Genomic DNA, 17,118 nt, shown 5'->3' with positions numbered 1-17,118 from the left:
AAAGCCCCTAAAGAGGGGCTATTTTAACAGAACTTTTTAATTAGTCATTATTTGCGCCAAGTAGAGCAAGTAATGAAGTAAATAAGTTATATACGCTCAGGTATAAAGAAACAGTTGCGCGGATATAATTTGTTTCGCCGCCGTTAATAATACGGCTAGTATCAAACAAAATAAGTCCAGACATAATTAATACTACAGCTGCATTAAGCACCATAAACATTAAAGAACTGCCAATAAAAATATTAACAATACTTGCAACTATAACAACGATTAAGCCAACAGTTAAAAACCCGCCCATAAAAGAAAAATCTTTTTTGGTATTCAGAGCATAGGCTGAAAGACCTAGGAAAATTAATGCTGTAGAACCTAGCGCTTGCATGATAAGCATAGGGCCATTAGGCATTGCTGCATAGTGGTTTAAAAGTGGGCCTAAACCGGCACCCATTAAACCTGTAAAAGCAAATACCCAAGCTACGCCTGATGCGCTATCTGCTTTTTTGTTGACGACAAAGAGTAAGCCAAACGAAATAAGTGTGAAAACTAACCCCATAAAGTAAGGTAGTTGTAATGCCATTGAGATACCAGCCGTCACTGCACTAAATGCTAATGTCATGGCCAGTAAGAAATAGGTGTTTTTAAGTACCTTGTTTGTTTCAATGGTCGACATAACCGGTTTAGCGGTATTGTACGATTGATTAAATGCCATTGTAGAGCTCCTTTAAGTGAAACTTGTTGTAGTTCCGATAATTAACTAGAGTTAGATTATCAAGAGTTATATATTTGGGCAAATGTTTGTACTTCAATAGACCATTAAATAAATATAAAAGTTCCCATTTGTCTGATAATTCGACTGGTTTGTGTGAAGAGTGTGCAAATTAATTGTTTTTTAAGCACTTGAAAAGTTTTTTGCAAAAAAAGCTTCACAAAGAGCACGGGTTTATCTATTATGCACGCCGTCGGAGAGATGGCAGAGTGGTCGAATGCACCGGTCTTGAAAACCGGCAGGGGTTTGTAGCCCCTCTAGGGTTCAAATCCCTATCTCTCCACCACCTAATTAAAAATAGTTATGAGTACACTCTTACTCGTGACTTATAGCAGTTTCGGAGAGATGGCAGAGTGGCCGAATGCACCGGTCTTGAAAACCGGCAGGGGTTTGTAGCCCCTCTAGGGTTCAAATCCCTATCTCTCCACCATATATAAAAACCCGCTATCAGCGGGTTTTTTTATGTCTTGTGAAAAATAATTACGACCATAGTCTCTGTTTCGAAGTAGCAAAACATCATGCATGATTAACTTAAATACTTTTTATATCTAGGACGCTTAATGAAACATAGGCTTGCAAAGAGCGTTGCATTGTCGCTACTTTCTCCCATTATCATCGGTAGTTTGTTAGGTGCTTATTACGCACTAACCTTAAATGGTGATTCGATCACAATCTTTTTTAATTTGCTCATGAGTGCAATTGCCAATGCCCATATCGTCGGCTTAACGATGGCAGCATTTGTTGTACCTGGATATTTGTTGATGTTTAAATACGCCAAAGTGAATTATTCGGGTGTGCTTACACTCGGGTTACTCGGTGGCGCTATTTTTAGTTATTTGCTTAGTGCAACGCAAGGAATGGTCTTTTTAGTAAATACCTCAATGTCTGCTGTTGCCGCTGGTTTATTTTTATATGGATTAAGAAAAGCAAGTTTAAAAAAGACTGAGCGCCAATAGTGGAAATAATAACCAAGCCTGCTGAAAATTAGCGTAAATTATCTTTTTTTGACTTGAAAAGGTTTCAATTATTGGCCACAAAGAGTACCTTTAACTACTGTATGTTTGATAAGAAGTAGTTTGGTATGCAAAAGCAAGAATTTTACCAGTCATTAGTTAAACAAACTGAGTCGCTAATTACTGGTGAGACAAACATTATAGCTAATATGGCTAACATTAGTGCGTTACTTTTTACATCATTAGACGATGTAAATTGGGCGGGCTTTTATCTAATGGATTCTCCATCAGAATTAGTACTCGGTCCGTTCCAAGGCAATCCAGCGTGTATACGTATTCCTGTAGGAAAAGGGGTCTGTGGAACAGCTGCTGCGACTGCAAAAACTCAACTTGTTGAAGATGTGCATGCATTTGCAGGTCATATAGCCTGTGATGCTGCTTCAAACTCTGAAATAGTAATACCGATCCTTAAAAACGGTAAAGTGTTTGCTGTTTTAGATATTGACAGCCCGAGTATTGCTCGCTTCAGTAGCGACGATCAAAAAGGTCTTGAAGCATTAGCTGCCTGTTTTGAGGCAACGCTTGCATGAAAGACTTATTAAATGTACAGGATTATCTGTTTGCCATTGCTGATGTTGGTGATTGGGAAGGGGATGAAGAACACGTAGCGGAAACGCTAAACGATTTGATTCATATTGCTTGGGAACGTCTTCCAGATGACCTTGAATGTGAATTAATCGATGAAATTATTAATGGTATTTGGGAACACCTTCGTGGCGATATGGCGCTGGTTGAGGCTGAGTTCGAAGAGTTGACCGACTGGGTAACACACTATGTCGATTCGTCAATTGACGAAAAGATGTAACAAAAGGTTCTAAAATGGAAACCACAAACAAGCTAAAAGATATCAATGAAGTACTGGATTTTTTATATCAAGAATTTCCAGAATGTTTTAAACAAAAAGACGGCATCAAACCGCTTAAAGTAGGTATCTTTAAAGATATTGCTGAGCGTATTGAAGGATCTGAGAAAGTAAGTAAAACTCAGGTACGTCAAGCTTTAAGAAAATACACATCGAACTGGCGTTATTTAGAAGCCGTTACTAAGTCTGAATTTCGTATTGATTTAGATGGGAATCAGGGTGAAAAAGTAGAGCAAGAGCACATTGATCATGCTCAAAAAGCGCTTGAAGAAAGCCGTGCTAAAATGGCAAAACGCAAAAAAGCACAGCGTCCTCGTAATGATTCAGACACAAAATCTTACAAAAAGAAACCGGGTCAGTTCGCCAAAAATGGTGAGAAAAACGCTAAGGTTAACAATACTAATGCCAAAGCAGCACCTGCTAAGCGTTCAGGTAAAATTGAACCTTTACCATCAAGTGAGGTCAAGGTTAATAACAAGGTTAAAGTTAAACTTGGCCAAGCACTTGTAAATGCGACTATCACTGAAGTGAACAAAGATGATGTTCATGTTGAGTTAGTAACAGGCATGCAAGTTAAAACAAAAGCAGACAGCCTTTACATAGTTTAAGCTGTATATAAATTAAGGAGTTGTGTATGAGTCAAAAGTTTACGCTCATTCCGTTAGTCGCGGCCCTATATTCAGGGTCTTTATTTGCATCGACAGACGTTGTTGATGTTTTGACAGTAAAAGACTTGCCTGTATTGGAGCAAGAAAGTCAGCATAGTACGGCTAGCAAACGGGTGGCGAACTTATTTACTCGTGCACACTACAAACCTATTCGTTTTAATGACGTGCTTTCTGGTAAAGTATTTGATCGTTATATCGAATCCCTTGATTTTAATAAAAGCGTCTTTTTGGCTGCGGATGTTGCGTCCTTTGAGCAATACCGCAACCAATTTGATAATGCATTGACGACTGGCAAGCTTGATTTTACGTTTGATATATTCAATTTGAGTATGAAAAGACGGTTCGAGCGATATGATTATTCATTAAAATTGCTAGAAACTGAAATGACGTTTGATAAAGACGATGAATATTATTTTGATCGTGAAGATGCACAATGGGCATCATCTCAAGCCGAGCTTGATGAGCTGTGGCGAGAGCGTGTTAAATATGATGCGTTACGATTAAAAATGACAGGTAAAGATTGGCCCGGTATTAAAAAAGTACTTACCAAGCGATACCAAAACGCACAAAAACGTTTAGTACAAACTAAAAGCGAAGATGCGTTCCAAATTGTTATGAATTCATTCGCTAGAAGTATCGAGGCTCACACTTCTTACCTTTCACCACGTCGAGCTGAACAGTTTAAAATGGACATGGATCTCGAATTAGAAGGGATCGGTGCTGTTTTAGGCTACGATGAAGATTATACTGTGATCCGTAGTTTAGTACCTGGTGGTCCAGCGGACAAATCAGAACAAATTAAGTCGGATGACCGTATCATTGGTGTAGCGCAAGATGGTGAAGAGTTTGTTGATATTATCGGTTGGCGTTTAGATGATGTAGTTGACCTAATCAAAGGCCCTAAAGGCACCAAAGTTCGCTTACAATATCTTAAAGGCGCTGATACACACGGTACACCTAAAGTCGTTGAGATCATTCGTGATAAAATTAGGTTAGAAGATCGCGCTGCCAAATCCGAAGTATTCGAAGCTAAATACTCTGATCTAACCAGTAAAATTGGTGTAATTGAAATTCCTGGTTTTTATAATAATTTATCGAAAGATGTCAAAGTTGAGCTCGCGAAATTAAAAGAAGCTAAAGTTGACGGCATTATTATAGACCTTAGACAAAATGGCGGCGGTTCGTTATACGAAGCAACGCAACTTTCCGGGCTGTTCTTTGATCAAGGTCCTGTGGTACAAATTCACACACTTAACAACCGAATTGAAGAACAAAAAGACAGGGATGGCATAACGTTTTACGATGGCCCATTAACTGTTTTAGTTGACCGTTACAGCGCGTCAGCCTCTGAAATTTTTGCCGCTGCTATGCAAGATTATGGTCGAGCGATTGTGATAGGTGAGCAAACCTTTGGTAAAGGGACTGTTCAGCAGCATAAAGGTTTAGGCCGCGCTTATGATTTATATGATAACCCTTTAGGCAGCGTACAATATACCATTGCTAAATTTTACCGCATCAATGGTGGCAGCACTCAGCATAAAGGTGTGATCCCGGATATTTCATTCCCGTCAGCAATAGACCCGGCAGAGTGGGGTGAAAGCCAAGAAGATAATGCATTACCGTGGGATAGTATTATCAGAGCAAAATATAATTCTGTTGATAATTTAAAATCTGCTATTAACCATGTATCGCAGCAACACATTGATAGAATCAAGAAAGAGCCTGAATTTGGTTATGTGTTTGAAGACATTGCTAGGTATAACGAAGAAAAAGATCGTAAAACAATTTCTTTAGTTGAAGCAAACCGCATTAAAGAAAAAGAGCAGAATGATGCACTAGCACTTAAGCGTACAAATGAGCGCTTAGTTCGTCTTGGTGAACAGCCAGTGAAAGACTTAGAAGATGTTCCTGACGTTCTTGATGATTTAGACCCATTTCTTGAAGAAGCGGCATTAATCACACAAGATTACATAAAGTTTGGACGTATTGCTAAGAAATAGTAACGATTTAAAACTACAAAAAAGGCGCTTAAGCGCCTTTTTTGCTGCCTAAAGCATATGAAATTGATATAATCGAAGATTAAACCCAGAACGAGATGATGTATTATAGTATCGTTTCTGTGCTAAAAAATAATAATTAAGCGTGTAGACAACAACACGTGGGAGTTTCAATTTTGAATCCAGTAGAAGAAAAACCAATCAACAAAGCGAGTTTTTTTGACGCGCTAATACCTATTTCTGTGCTCATCTGTTTATTAGGTGCTGCCGTTTATTTATTCGGTGATAGTTCATCATCAGGCCCAAATCAAATTGCACTGCTATTTGCAACGTTTACAGCGGCTTTGATTGGGCTAAAAAATGGTTATACATGGAAGAAGTTAGAAGATGCCATGATCGAAGGGATTACTTTGTCGTTAGGTGCGATTTTAATATTACTCATGGTTGGCTCTTTAATCGGTACATGGTTGCTTTCAGGCACCGTGCCAACTTTGATTTATTACGGATTGCAGGTTATTGATCCTAGTTGGTTCTATGCAGCAAGTTGCTTAATATGTGGCATAGTTGCTATGAGTATTGGTAGTTCATGGACTACAGCTGCGACCATCGGTACTGCACTTCTTGGTGTTGCTACAGGTTTAGGCCTAGACTCGGTGGTTACTGCGGGCGCTGTTATATCAGGAGCTTATTTTGGTGATAAGTTAAGTCCTCTTTCAGAAACCACTAACTTAGCTCCAGCTGTTGTTGGGGCTGATTTGTTTGAACATATACATCATATGCTTTGGACAACTGTTCCGAGCTTTATTATTGCTTTGATTATTTTTATTGTAATGGGATTTAATGCTAGTGCAGCAAATGAAGCTGGGCGTATTGATGAAATTACGCTTATTCTAGAACAGAATTTTAATATTGGTTTAGAAATGCTGGTCCCTTTGATTGTGCTACTTGTTTTAGCCATTAAGAAAATGCCGGCATTCCCTGCAATCTCGATAGGCGCCGTTATTGGTGCTGTTTGGGCAATGCTATTTCAATCGGACTTAATAGCGAGCCAAATTGACGTTTCTCAAGGGCAGTTAGTTGGTTATTTTAAACTTATCTGGGCCACTTTTTTCGACGGGTTTAATATAATCACTGGTGATGAAAAAATGGATTCACTACTAAGTGGTGGTGGCATGGCAGGTATGTTAACTACAACTTGGTTGATCATGACTGCTTTGATGTTTGGCGCGATTATGGAAAAAACAGGTTTATTAGATATATTTGTTAAAAGTATCTTAAAAATAGCTAAAAGCACGGGTTCATTAATTACAGCGACGATTGCTACTTGTATAGGTACTAATGTGATTGCTGCTGATCAATATATTGCTATTGTTGTACCTGGTCGTATGTACAAAGACGAATACGAAAAGCGCGGTTTGAAGCCTGTTAACTTATCAAGAACGTTAGAAGATGGCGGTACTATTACCAGCCCACTAATCCCTTGGAATACGTGTGGTGCATATATGCAAAGTGTTTTACACGTAAACCCGTTAGATTACCTTTTCTATGCTTTCTTCAATTTAATAAATCCATTTTTGGCCGTAGTTTATGCTTATCTAGGCATTAAAATTTTACGCATAAAGCCAAAGCAACACGCATAAAATAAATGCTCCTCCAAAGAGGAGGAGCAAATTTGGAGTTACCCTATGACTGCAATTAAAAAGCCTAAAGCGCAATATCTTAAAGACTATAAAGCCCCTGAATTTAAAATTGAACATGTTGATTTAACCTTTGAATTAAAACCATTAAACACGCGTGTTAGTGCTGTTTTACAATTAGAAAGAACAGATAAATCAGATGCAGACTTAATCTTGGATGGGGTGGATTTAACACTTATCTCAGTAGAGTTAAACGGCTCAAAGTATGCTGATTATCAAGTAGAAAAAGAACAATTAATTGTAAAGAACTTACCTCTTAGCTGCCAGCTACGTATTGTTACTGAGACGTCTCCTGATACCAACTCTTCATTAGAGGGTCTATACCTTTCAGGTGGAGCCTATTGTACCCAGTGCGAAGCACAAGGTTTTAGAAAGATTACCTACTTTTTAGATAGACCCGATGTTCTTGCGAGCTTTGATGTAACAATAATAGCAGAGCAAAAATATGAGCACTTATTATCAAACGGTAATAAGATCGCTGAAGGTCAATTGGATAATGGGCTTCATTTTGCTAAATGGCAGGATCCATTTAAAAAACCGAGTTACCTATTTGCACTTGTAGCAGGCAGTTTTGATGTACTAACAGATAAGTACATTACTAAAAGTGGTCGCAGTGTGGATCTGGCATTATTTGTTGATAAAGGAAATTTATCTAAAACACCGCATGCTATAGCCTCTTTAAAGAAATCAATGCAGTGGGATGAAGAACGCTTCAATCTTGAATATGACCTTGATATATATATGATTGTTGCTGTTGATTTTTTCAATATGGGTGCAATGGAAAATAAAGGGTTAAATATTTTTAACTCTAAATGTGTTTTAGCAAATCAAGAAACTGCAACAGATAAAGACTACCACACGATTGAATCGATTGTAGGACATGAATACTTCCATAATTGGACTGGTAATCGTGTTACTTGCCGTGACTGGTTTCAGCTCTCATTAAAAGAGGGGCTGACTGTGTTTCGTGATCAGGAGTTTAGCAGTGACTTAGGTTCGCGAGCGCTCAACCGTATTGATGCGGTAAAAGTGATGCGTACACATCAATTTAGTGAAGATGCAGGCCCAATGTCACATGCAATTAGGCCAGAAAAAGTCATTGAAATGAATAACTTTTATACTGTAACTGTGTATGACAAGGGTGCAGAAGTTATTCGTATGATGCATACCCTTTTGGGTGAGCAGAAATTTCAACAAGGTATGACACTTTATTTTGAGCGTCATGATGGTCAAGCTGTGACCTGTGATGACTTTGTCTGCGCAATGAGTGATGCATCAGGTATTGATCTTACTCAGTTTAAATATTGGTATAGCCAACCAGGCACACCAAGGTTGTCTGTTAAGCAATCGTTTGACGAAAACAGCGGAACATTAAAAGTAGCGATTGAGCAGCATCCTCCAAGTAATTATCCTGCGCATAAACCTCTGCATATTCCGTTTGCAATAGAACTGCTCGATGAGAATGGTAGGAGTCTGGATTTAAAATATCAGAATGTCTGCATTGATTCAGTATTGAATGTGACAGAAACATATCAGGAATTTAACTTTGATGGCCTTACAAAACAGCCTGTTGCTGTGCTACTAGAAGACTTCTCAGCACCATGCATTCTTGATCATGAAATTAACGAAAGCCAACTTTTGCATATTATGCGCTATGCTCGCAGTGATTTTTCTCGTTGGGATGCTCAGCAAACCTTGTTCATAAATGCTGTGAAAAATGCTATTATAGAATCTGAAAATGCTGTACTTAGTGACGCTGTAATAAATACTCTGTCTGAGCTTGTATCAGATAGAACTGGCGATCTTGCACTGACCGCAGAGCTATTGAAACTTCCAACGTTCGATACACTCGCAGCTGAATTTGAAGTTATACCCGTAGATGAGATAGTTGATGTTATCGCATGTTTTGAACAACAAATTGCACAACAACTCTACCATCCAATTTTGTCATGCTATAACAGCCTCGTTGATGATGGTTCGCTTAATGCCAGTGCAGTTGCAATACGTGCTTTAAAAGGACAATGCTTACATTATCTAGCTAAGCTTGAAACTAATGATGTAGCAGCATGCTTAGCCCTTGGTGCAAAATCAACTAACATGACGAATGTGCTAGCGAGTCTGAGCGCCGTTGTTAAGGCTCAACATCCGTTGTGTGATGAGTTACTTGCTAGCTTTGACAGCCAATGGCGACATGATGTGCTTGTAATGGATAAATGGTTTGCTTTACAAGCGATGCAATCCAAAGAAGGGGCAATTGAGCATATAAAACGCTTATATGATCACCCATGCTTTGATTTTTCCAATCCAAATCGAGTTCGTGCACTTGTGGGTAGCTTTAGCCATTTTAATACTGCACAGTTCCACCGTGAAGATGGCACAGGGTATGCGCTTTTGGGTGATTTACTTATTAAGCTCAATTCAATCAATCCTCAAAATGCATCTCGTATGTTAACACCATTTATGTCGTGGAGACGCTATGACACTAATCGGGCCCAAGGAATGAAAGCTCAATTAATGCGATTAGCGACCTTAGAAAATTTAAGTGATGACTTATTTGAAAAAGTAGAAAAAGCTTTAAAATGACTTATGCGTGAGTATTACTTTTTTTTAAACCTGACTTACAACCAGTGCTTAGATTACTACGATGGTAAATATAGATCAGTCCAGGTTATTGAGGATGGGGGTAAAAAAGTTCGCTTTGATGCCCACCATTTACGTCCTTTTATTTCTTCTTTAGGAGTGAGAGGGCGCTTTCGTTTATTGTTAACATTAGATAATAAGTTTATTCGCTTAGAGCGGGTTAGCTAAGTATTTTCTAAAAAAATTAATATTTATATTGTATTTTTGTTAATTCAATTTGTCCTATTGTTAATTTACGTGTATAAATTATCTGGTAGGACGTCTTACCATTACGTAAACGCTAATTAAATTGTAAATTTATAGTCGTTTGAACGCGTTCTGTTTGTAATTTTTATGTTTCGGTTCTATCGTTACTACTACACTAAAAACAACAACTTGATCACAAAATGCCCGCGACAAGGGGAACACACAATGATAAGAAGATCGCTTTTTGTTAAAAACAAAATAGTTTTAGGCCTAGCTGCTGCAACGCTTGGTTTATCTGCCGGTTCAGTTAATGCTGCTAATTTTGATGTTGGTGGCTTTGACGTAACGTTTGATTCAAATTTTTCATATGGGCAAAGTATACGTGTCGAAGACCGTGACTTTTCTCATATAGGTAAAAGTAATAACCCTGCATTTAATTGGGCAGGGTACAATCCGTCTATTGGTAACACTGTTTATTCAAGTCAAGACGTTTGGGCGCAAGCAGGCGCTTATTCGAACAATGGCGATGCAGGGGACCTAAATTTTGATAGCGGTGAGTCGTTCTCTAAATTATTAAAAGGGACCCATGATTTATCAATCAGCAAAGACAATTTCGGTTTATTTAGCCGTTTCATGTATTTCTATGATTTTGAATTAATGGATGGCGATCGTGCTTACGTCAATCCAACATCAGGTGGAGGCGTTGATCCATGTGATGATGACGATACAAAAGAGCAAGTTTGTGCTGATCTTAGGTTATTAGATGCCTACGTTTGGGCTAATTTTGACTTGAATGATGGTAATAACCCACTTTCAATTCGTATAGGCCAGCAAGTAGTTAACTGGGGTGAAAGCACCCTGATATCTCACGGTATCAATGTAAACCCAGTTGATATTGACCGCTTAAAAGCGCCTGGTTCTGAAGTCAAAGAAGCATTTATTCCTGTTGGTATGGTATGGGCCTCTTTAGGTATAACTGAAAATATAAACCTTGAAGCGTTTTACCAATATGAGTGGCATGAGACTCGACTTCCTGCAGCAGGTAGTTATTTTTCGACCAATGATTTTGCTTCTGAAAATGGTTACCAGCAGAATATTCAATTAGGCTTCACAGCTAATCCTGATATTGACTTGGCCTTTTTAACTAAAAGTTTAAATAACCTTGATGATATAGTTAGCTCACAAGGTGTTGATCCCACTAGCCCACAGGGCCAGGCTATGATGAGTCAAATGTATATGGCTTACCCAACTAAGGTGGCTCTAAAAGGGAAAGGAAATGCGGGTAAAGTTGAGCCAGATGACGGTGGTCAATATGGTTTACGTTTAGGAATGTTTTTACCTGAATTAAATGACACAGAAATAGCTCTTTATCATATTAATTACCACAGTCGCCGCCCCTTAATTTCTGGTAAGGTATCTAACTTTTCAGCACAAGCAATTGGTCAAGACATTGGAATGATATTGTCCTCAGAGATTACAGAAGACAATATTACTCAACTAAACGCATTTACTCAGGGGGTTTTAGAATACCCTGAAGATATCAAACTGTATGGCTTAAGCTTTAATACTTCACTTGGTGAGACTGCGTTCGCGGGTGAATTTGCATTTCGCCAGGATGAACCTTTACAAATTGATGATGTAGAATTGCTTTATGCCGGTATGCCAGAACAATTAGCTGCTGCTGGCTTAAGACTAGATTTAGAGCGCATATCACAGGTACCGGGTGATGCAAAGACAACACTTCCAGATGGAACTGTTGTTAGTAGTGCTGTTGCGCCTGGTGATGTAGCTGCTGGGTATATTTTACGAAATACTGCTCAATTACAATTTACCGCAACACACTTGTTTGGCCCGTCACTGGGTGCTGACAGCTGGGCTGTGGTGGGTGAAGTCGGCGGTGTTAGAATTAATGACATGCCAGAGTACGATGAGCTACGTCTGAATGTATCAGGTACTGGACGAAGCGGTGTAATTACAGGCCCAGGGTCTGTTGATTATTCTACTTTGCACCTAGGCCTTTCGAATGGGCCTGAAACAAACCCATTCCCAACAGCCTCTGCTTGGGGTTATCGTTTAATCGCAAAAGGTGATTATTATAACTTTTTCAAAGGTGTGAATTTTTCACCACGTTTTGTATTTTCTCATGACGTAAATGGTATTACCCCTGATCCTATGTTTTTATTTATTGAAGATCGTAAATCATTGGGTATGACTATGAACTTTAACTATCAAAATGCGTGGTCATTTGACTTTAGTTACAATACGTTCTGGGGTGGCGGTCAAACAAATACTTTCTCTGACCGTGATTATGTTTCTTTCAATATTAAATATTCAATATAAGGGTATCATCATGATAAAAAAACCTACCCTCATCGCACTAGCAGTGTGTGGCTTGTTTGCTACAAACGCTTCTTTTGCTAAAATGACAAGTGAAGAAGTTGCTCGTTTAGGCAATGATTTGACGCCAGTTGGCGCAGAAAAGGCAGGTAATGCTGATGGTTCTATTCCAGCATGGACTGGCGGAATAACAAAGGCCCCAGCAGGTTATTCGCCGGGTATGCACCACATTGATCCGTTTGCAGACGATAAAGTATTATTTACAATCGATAAATCAAATCTTGCTAAGTACAAAGAACATCTTAGCCCAGGCCAAGTTGCATTATTCGAAGCGTATCCAGATACCTTCAAAATGAATATATATAAAACACACCGTAGCGCTTCAAACCCACAATTTGTGTATGATGCTACCAAAGAATATGCACCTACAGCCGAGTTAATTGAAGGCGGTAATGGTATTAAGAATACGGCAATTGGTATTCCGTTTCCAATTCCAAAAGATGGTTTAGAAGCTATTTGGAATCACTTACTTCGTTATCGCGGATTATCGATTGAACGTTTTGGTGGTCAAGCTGCACCGACTGCTTCAGGTTCATACAACATGGTTGGCTTCGATGAGCAGTTACTTGTTAAGTACTCAGATCCAGAAGCGACCCCAGCAGAATTGCAAGAATCTAATATTTTGTTCAAGTTTAAACAAAAAGTAACACAGCCTGCACGTTTAGCAGGTACTGCATTACTTGTACATGAAACTATGGACCAAATATTAACTCCTCGCCAGGCATGGACATACAACTCAGGACAACGCCGTGTTCGTCGCGCACCGAATGTTGCTTATGATGCGCCGGGTACAGCTGCTGATAGCCTTCGTACAACGGATGACTTTGATATGTTTAACGGTTCTCCAAACCGTTACACGTGGACGCTAAAAGGTAAGCAAGAACTTTATATTCCGTACAACAGTTACAAGCTGCACAGTGATAAGCTAGAGTACGATGATATTCTGATGGCCGGTCATATTAATCCTGAACACGTTCGTTATGAAAAACACCGTGTTTGGGTTGTTGAAGCAAACTTAAAAGAAGACACTCGACATATTTATAAAAAGCGTGTTTTTTATATTGATGAAGACAGCTGGCAAATACACGTAACCGATATTTATGATAATCGTGACCAAATGTATCGAGTTGGTATGGCGCATGGTTTAAATTATTATGATGCGCTTACAAACTGGAGCACGCTAGATGTTTATCACGATCTTAACTCTCGTCGTTACCTTGCAATTGGTTTAGACAACCAAGAAAAAATGTATGATTTCTCAAAATCATTCAACGATAACGAGTTTACGTCTAACGCATTACGCCGCGCTGGTCGTTAAATAAAAGACAGGCACCTAATGTTTATTAGGTGCCTTTTATCAATTCACGTTTGTCTTTCTGACACACACTGGTTTTTCCATTTGCACGATTGATGACAAACTTACTCTCCTCAAGGCGATTTTAATATATGAAGTATTTGCTTTATGCGGGGTTAACCACCTTGGCCTTTCTTACATTTATTGTTTCGGCAGCAACGCCACGTCCTGCTATTAGTGCAGCTAAAGCACAAGAAACGCTTTTAACTGATATTGAATTCAATGGCGAAAAAATCGTCGCAGTTGGTAAGCACGGCACAATTGTTACCAGTAAAGATGCAATTAAATGGGACCAAGCTTTCGTACCTACCCAAGTATTACTCACTGCTGTTGATTTTATTGACGGTCAAGTTGGCTGGGCTTGTGGTCATGATGCCACCATTATTCATTCACTGGATGGAGGGGCTAACTGGCAATTACAACAAGTCAATGAGCAATTAGATAAACCGTGTTTAGATATTATGTTTACTGACAATTTAAATGGGTATGCAGTTGGCGCCTATGGCATGTTTTATGAAACATCAGATGGCGGTAAACAGTGGAACAAACGATTTTTAGCGTCACTATTGCATGAAGATGATAGAGATTATCTTGCTGATCTTAAAGAAACTGATCCAGAAGGTTATGAGATTGAAACAAGCTCTATTTTACCGCATTTCAATAGAATAGTAGCTACTGAAAATGAACTTATTATTGTTGGTGAAATGGGCTTGATGGCGCGTAGTTCAGATAATGGAAAAACTTGGCATCGCGACGACGAAATCTATGCAGGTTCATTTTTCGCCTATGCAAAAAATGATCAAGAACAGGCATTAGTCGCAGGCTTAAGAGGTAACATCTTTACCCGAACAGCGACAGAGCCGTGGGTGCACTTAAAAAACAATAAAACAGCTACAGTGAACAGTATTTTAGACATGGGTCAACAAGGTTGGTTACTACTTGCCAATAGTGGTGTTATTTTTCACTTAAAAAATAACAAGCTACAAGTTGAACAATTACCAAATGGTAAATCAATACTAGATGCAGTTATTTTTAAGGATCAACTTATTATGGCATCTGAAGATGGGATTAAAGTGAAGGGGATTACTCCGTAATGCAAGGGATATTAGATTTCTTAGAAAAAGCGGTGTTTCGTCATCGATTAATCATGCTCATCAGTTTTGTATTGTTGACATGCATACTTGCCTTTAAAGCAACTCATATTCAACTAGATGCTTCTTTTAATAAAAACATACCATTGAATCATGACTACATGAAAGTGTATTTGAAACATGAGAAGCAATTCGGTGGTGCAAATAGCATTTTGATTTCTGTTTGTGATGATAGTGGCAACATATTTAACCCTGACTTTTTCACGCAGTTGAAAGCAGTCCACGATCAGCTTTATTTTATACCAGGTGTTAATCGACCTCTTGTGAACTCTATATTCTCGCCAAGTGCGCGTTTTGTTGAAGTTGTTGAAGATGGTTTTGCTGGTGGCCCAATTCTTCCCGCAAACTTTAAAGCAGATCAACAAGGCTTAGCGGTAGTTAAGCAAAATATTGAGAAAGCGAAAGTTGTTGGTCGAATGATCGCGTCTGATTATTCGTGCGCTATGGTAAGTGCGCAGTTATTAGAAACAGATCCTCAAACACAAGAGAAGCTAGACACTTTAGCTTTCGCTGAAAAGCTTGAGTCTCAAATTCGTGAGCCACTAAGCACTGAGAATGTCAGTATACATATTATTGGCTTTGCTAAAATGGCAGGTGATATTGCTGAAGGTGCCAAAGGGGTTGTGCTGTTTTTCGCAATCGCTATTGCCTTTACTTTTATCATGGTTTGGTTATTTTGTGGCAGCCTTAAACTGACTGTATTACCTATTGCTTGCTCGATCATTGCGGTTGTTTGGCAGTTAGGGTTATTGTCAAGTCTTGGTTTTGGTCTGGACCCAATGTCAATTCTGGTGCCGTTCTTAGTCTTTGCCATTGGCGTGAGTCATGGTGTGCAAATGATTAATGCAATTGGCAAGAAAGTGGCGCAGGGTAAAGCAACGCGCGTTTGCTGTCAGTCAAGCTTCAGGGCATTACTTGTACCTGGAGGTATTGCATTACTTTCAGATACAGTCGGTTTCCTAACCTTGTTGACGATTGATATTGGTATCATCCGAGAGCTTGCGATTACTGCTAGCTTAGGTGTCGCGGTTATCATTTTTACAAATTTAATATTGCTTCCTGTGTGGGCGTCATACATGCGCTTTGAAAACACAGTGCACATTCAATCAGGCAACACTGATAAACCCAATACGTTAGATAAACTACGTGAGTTACTGGTTAAGGCAACAGATCCTAAAATTGCTAAAATCATCATAGCATTTACTTTAGTACTTTTTGCATTGGGTTACTGGCAAGCAGATAAAATGCGAATTGGTGATTTACATGCAGGTGCACCTTCATTGCACCAAGATGCTCGCTATAACCAAGATACCTTTTTGATATCGGACAAATACACAATTTCTTCAGATATTTTGAAGGTGTTGGTTGAAGCTTATCCTGCCGCATGTACAGATCATGATGTGATGCAACGGATCAGTCGTTTTCAATATAAGGTTGAAAATTTAGCAGGCGTACAATCTGCGGTTAGCTTAAGTTCAGTCGCGCAGTCTGTTAATGCCGGATACAACGAGGGTAATTTGAAGTGGCAAACATTACCGCGTAATACGGCAAGTTTGGTTCAAGCAAGTGCACGAGTTGAAACAAGCACTGGCCTGCTCAATGGTGACTGTTCGGTGATGCCTGTGATTATATTCTTAGATGATCATAAAGCTGAAACTATCGACAATGTTATTAGCAGGGTGAAGGAGTTTGCTGTGCAAGAGCAAACCGATAAACTACAGTTTAAGTTAGCATCAGGTCCTGTGGGTGTTATGGCGGCAACCAATGAATCAGTCGCAGCTGCGCAATTACCTATGATGATATATGTATATGGTGCTGTAATTATTTTATGTCTGATTAGTTTTAAAAGTGTTAAAGCGACTATTGCTGTTGTGTTACCGCTTTATATCGTATCTACTCTTGCACAGGCCTTAATGGTACAACTGCAAATTGGGTTAACGGTATCTACATTACCGGTAATAGCGTTAGGTGTGGGTATAGGTGTCGATTATGGAATTTATATTTTGTCATCAATGATGGGGCAACTTAAGCAAGGTGTTTCTCTACCTACAGCTTACCGTAATGCATTGGTAGAAAGGGGCAGTGCCGTATTGTTCACAGGTATTACCTTAGCGATTGGTGTAAGTACATGGATTTTCTCTGATCTTAAGTTCCAAGTTGATATGGGTATTCTTCTAACCTTTATGTTCTTGGTGAATATGCTCGGTGCTGTGCTGTTATTACCAGCGATAGGCAGCCTGCTCTGGACCGACCAGAAAAAATAATGTGAATATTTTTGCTCCTAAATGGCCGTAATAGGCCATTTATATCTATATTTTGTGAATAGATGACCAAATAGCTGAAATGCTTAAAATGTTTTCATCGAAAGGGCTGTTTATTAGCTGTAAAAG

13 protein-coding genes and 2 tRNA genes are annotated in these 17,118 nt (G+C 39.0%); 14 read left to right on the top strand and 1 reads right to left on the bottom strand.

Translation table 11 applies throughout. The features are described from left to right. Positions 1-40: 40 nt before the first annotated feature. On the bottom strand, positions 41-706 hold the full coding sequence (locus CSC79_RS03295; RefSeq protein WP_099294018.1) for a Bax inhibitor-1/YccA family protein: 666 nt from the start codon (positions 704-706) through the stop codon (positions 41-43). Positions 707-958: 252 nt separating this feature from the next. Between CSC79_RS03295 and CSC79_RS03290 the strand changes: the two genes are divergently transcribed. The 14 genes from CSC79_RS03290 (at position 959) to CSC79_RS03225 (ending at position 16,992) form a co-directional block, all read left to right on the top strand. Continuing rightward, positions 959-1,049 (top strand) — tRNA-Ser (locus CSC79_RS03290). Positions 1,050-1,102: 53 nt separating this feature from the next. Beyond that, positions 1,103-1,193: transfer RNA gene (locus CSC79_RS03285), tRNA-Ser, on the top strand. A 130-nt stretch (positions 1,194-1,323) separates the two neighbouring features. Then, on the top strand, positions 1,324-1,719 hold the full coding sequence (locus CSC79_RS03280) for a hypothetical protein (protein ID WP_099294016.1): 396 nt from the start codon (positions 1,324-1,326) through the stop codon (positions 1,717-1,719). A gap of 125 nt (positions 1,720-1,844) precedes the next feature. Then, positions 1,845-2,306 carry a GAF domain-containing protein gene (locus CSC79_RS03275; RefSeq protein WP_099294014.1) on the top strand — a complete coding sequence of 154 codons (462 nt, stop codon included), beginning with the start codon at positions 1,845-1,847 and terminating at the stop codon, positions 2,304-2,306. Beyond that, the gene (locus CSC79_RS03270) at positions 2,303-2,581 is read left to right on the top strand and encodes a hypothetical protein (protein WP_099294012.1); all 279 of its coding nucleotides are present in this window, start codon (positions 2,303-2,305) and stop codon (positions 2,579-2,581) included. Before CSC79_RS03275 ends, CSC79_RS03270 begins: the two co-directional genes overlap by 4 nt. A 14-nt stretch (positions 2,582-2,595) precedes the next feature. After that, positions 2,596-3,246, top strand: a complete 651-nt coding sequence (gene proQ / locus CSC79_RS03265) for an RNA chaperone ProQ (protein ID WP_099294010.1) — start codon at positions 2,596-2,598, stop codon at positions 3,244-3,246. A 26-nt stretch (positions 3,247-3,272) separates the two neighbouring features. After that, a complete protein-coding gene (gene prc, locus CSC79_RS03260; protein ID WP_099294008.1) occupies positions 3,273-5,306 on the top strand; it encodes a carboxy terminal-processing peptidase in 2,034 nt (677 codons plus the stop codon). Positions 5,307-5,479: 173 nt separating this feature from the next. Further along, complete coding sequence (nhaC, locus tag CSC79_RS03255; protein ID WP_099294006.1) at positions 5,480-6,943, top strand: Na+/H+ antiporter NhaC; 1,464 nt, start codon at positions 5,480-5,482, stop codon at positions 6,941-6,943. A 45-nt stretch (positions 6,944-6,988) separates the two neighbouring features. Then, complete coding sequence (gene pepN, locus CSC79_RS03250; protein WP_099294004.1) at positions 6,989-9,583, top strand: aminopeptidase N; 2,595 nt, start codon at positions 6,989-6,991, stop codon at positions 9,581-9,583. Between the two features lie 3 nt (positions 9,584-9,586). Beyond that, on the top strand, positions 9,587-9,808 hold the full coding sequence (locus CSC79_RS03245; RefSeq protein ID WP_099294002.1) for a DUF2835 family protein: 222 nt from the start codon (positions 9,587-9,589) through the stop codon (positions 9,806-9,808). 243 nt (positions 9,809-10,051) lie between these two features. After that, on the top strand, positions 10,052-12,166 hold the full coding sequence (locus tag CSC79_RS03240; RefSeq protein WP_099293999.1) for a DUF1302 domain-containing protein: 2,115 nt from the start codon (positions 10,052-10,054) through the stop codon (positions 12,164-12,166). A gap of 10 nt (positions 12,167-12,176) precedes the next feature. Continuing rightward, positions 12,177-13,541: a DUF1329 domain-containing protein gene (locus CSC79_RS03235; protein WP_099293997.1), complete on the top strand. Its 1,365-nt coding sequence runs from the start codon at positions 12,177-12,179 to the stop codon at positions 13,539-13,541. A 128-nt stretch (positions 13,542-13,669) separates the two neighbouring features. Beyond that, positions 13,670-14,671: a YCF48-related protein gene (locus CSC79_RS03230; protein ID WP_099293995.1), complete on the top strand. Its 1,002-nt coding sequence runs from the start codon at positions 13,670-13,672 to the stop codon at positions 14,669-14,671. Beyond that, positions 14,671-16,992, top strand: a complete 2,322-nt coding sequence (locus tag CSC79_RS03225; protein ID WP_099293993.1) for an MMPL family transporter — start codon at positions 14,671-14,673, stop codon at positions 16,990-16,992. The genes CSC79_RS03230 and CSC79_RS03225 overlap by 1 nt, the downstream gene beginning before the upstream one ends. The last annotated feature ends 126 nt before the right edge of the window (positions 16,993-17,118 follow it).

This window comes from Pseudoalteromonas sp. 3D05, assembly GCF_002723455.1.
Taxonomy (GTDB): Bacteria; Pseudomonadota; Gammaproteobacteria; order Enterobacterales; family Alteromonadaceae; genus Pseudoalteromonas.
Note: the sequence above shows the minus strand (reverse complement) of the source record. Positions and strands in the feature narration are given on the sequence as shown.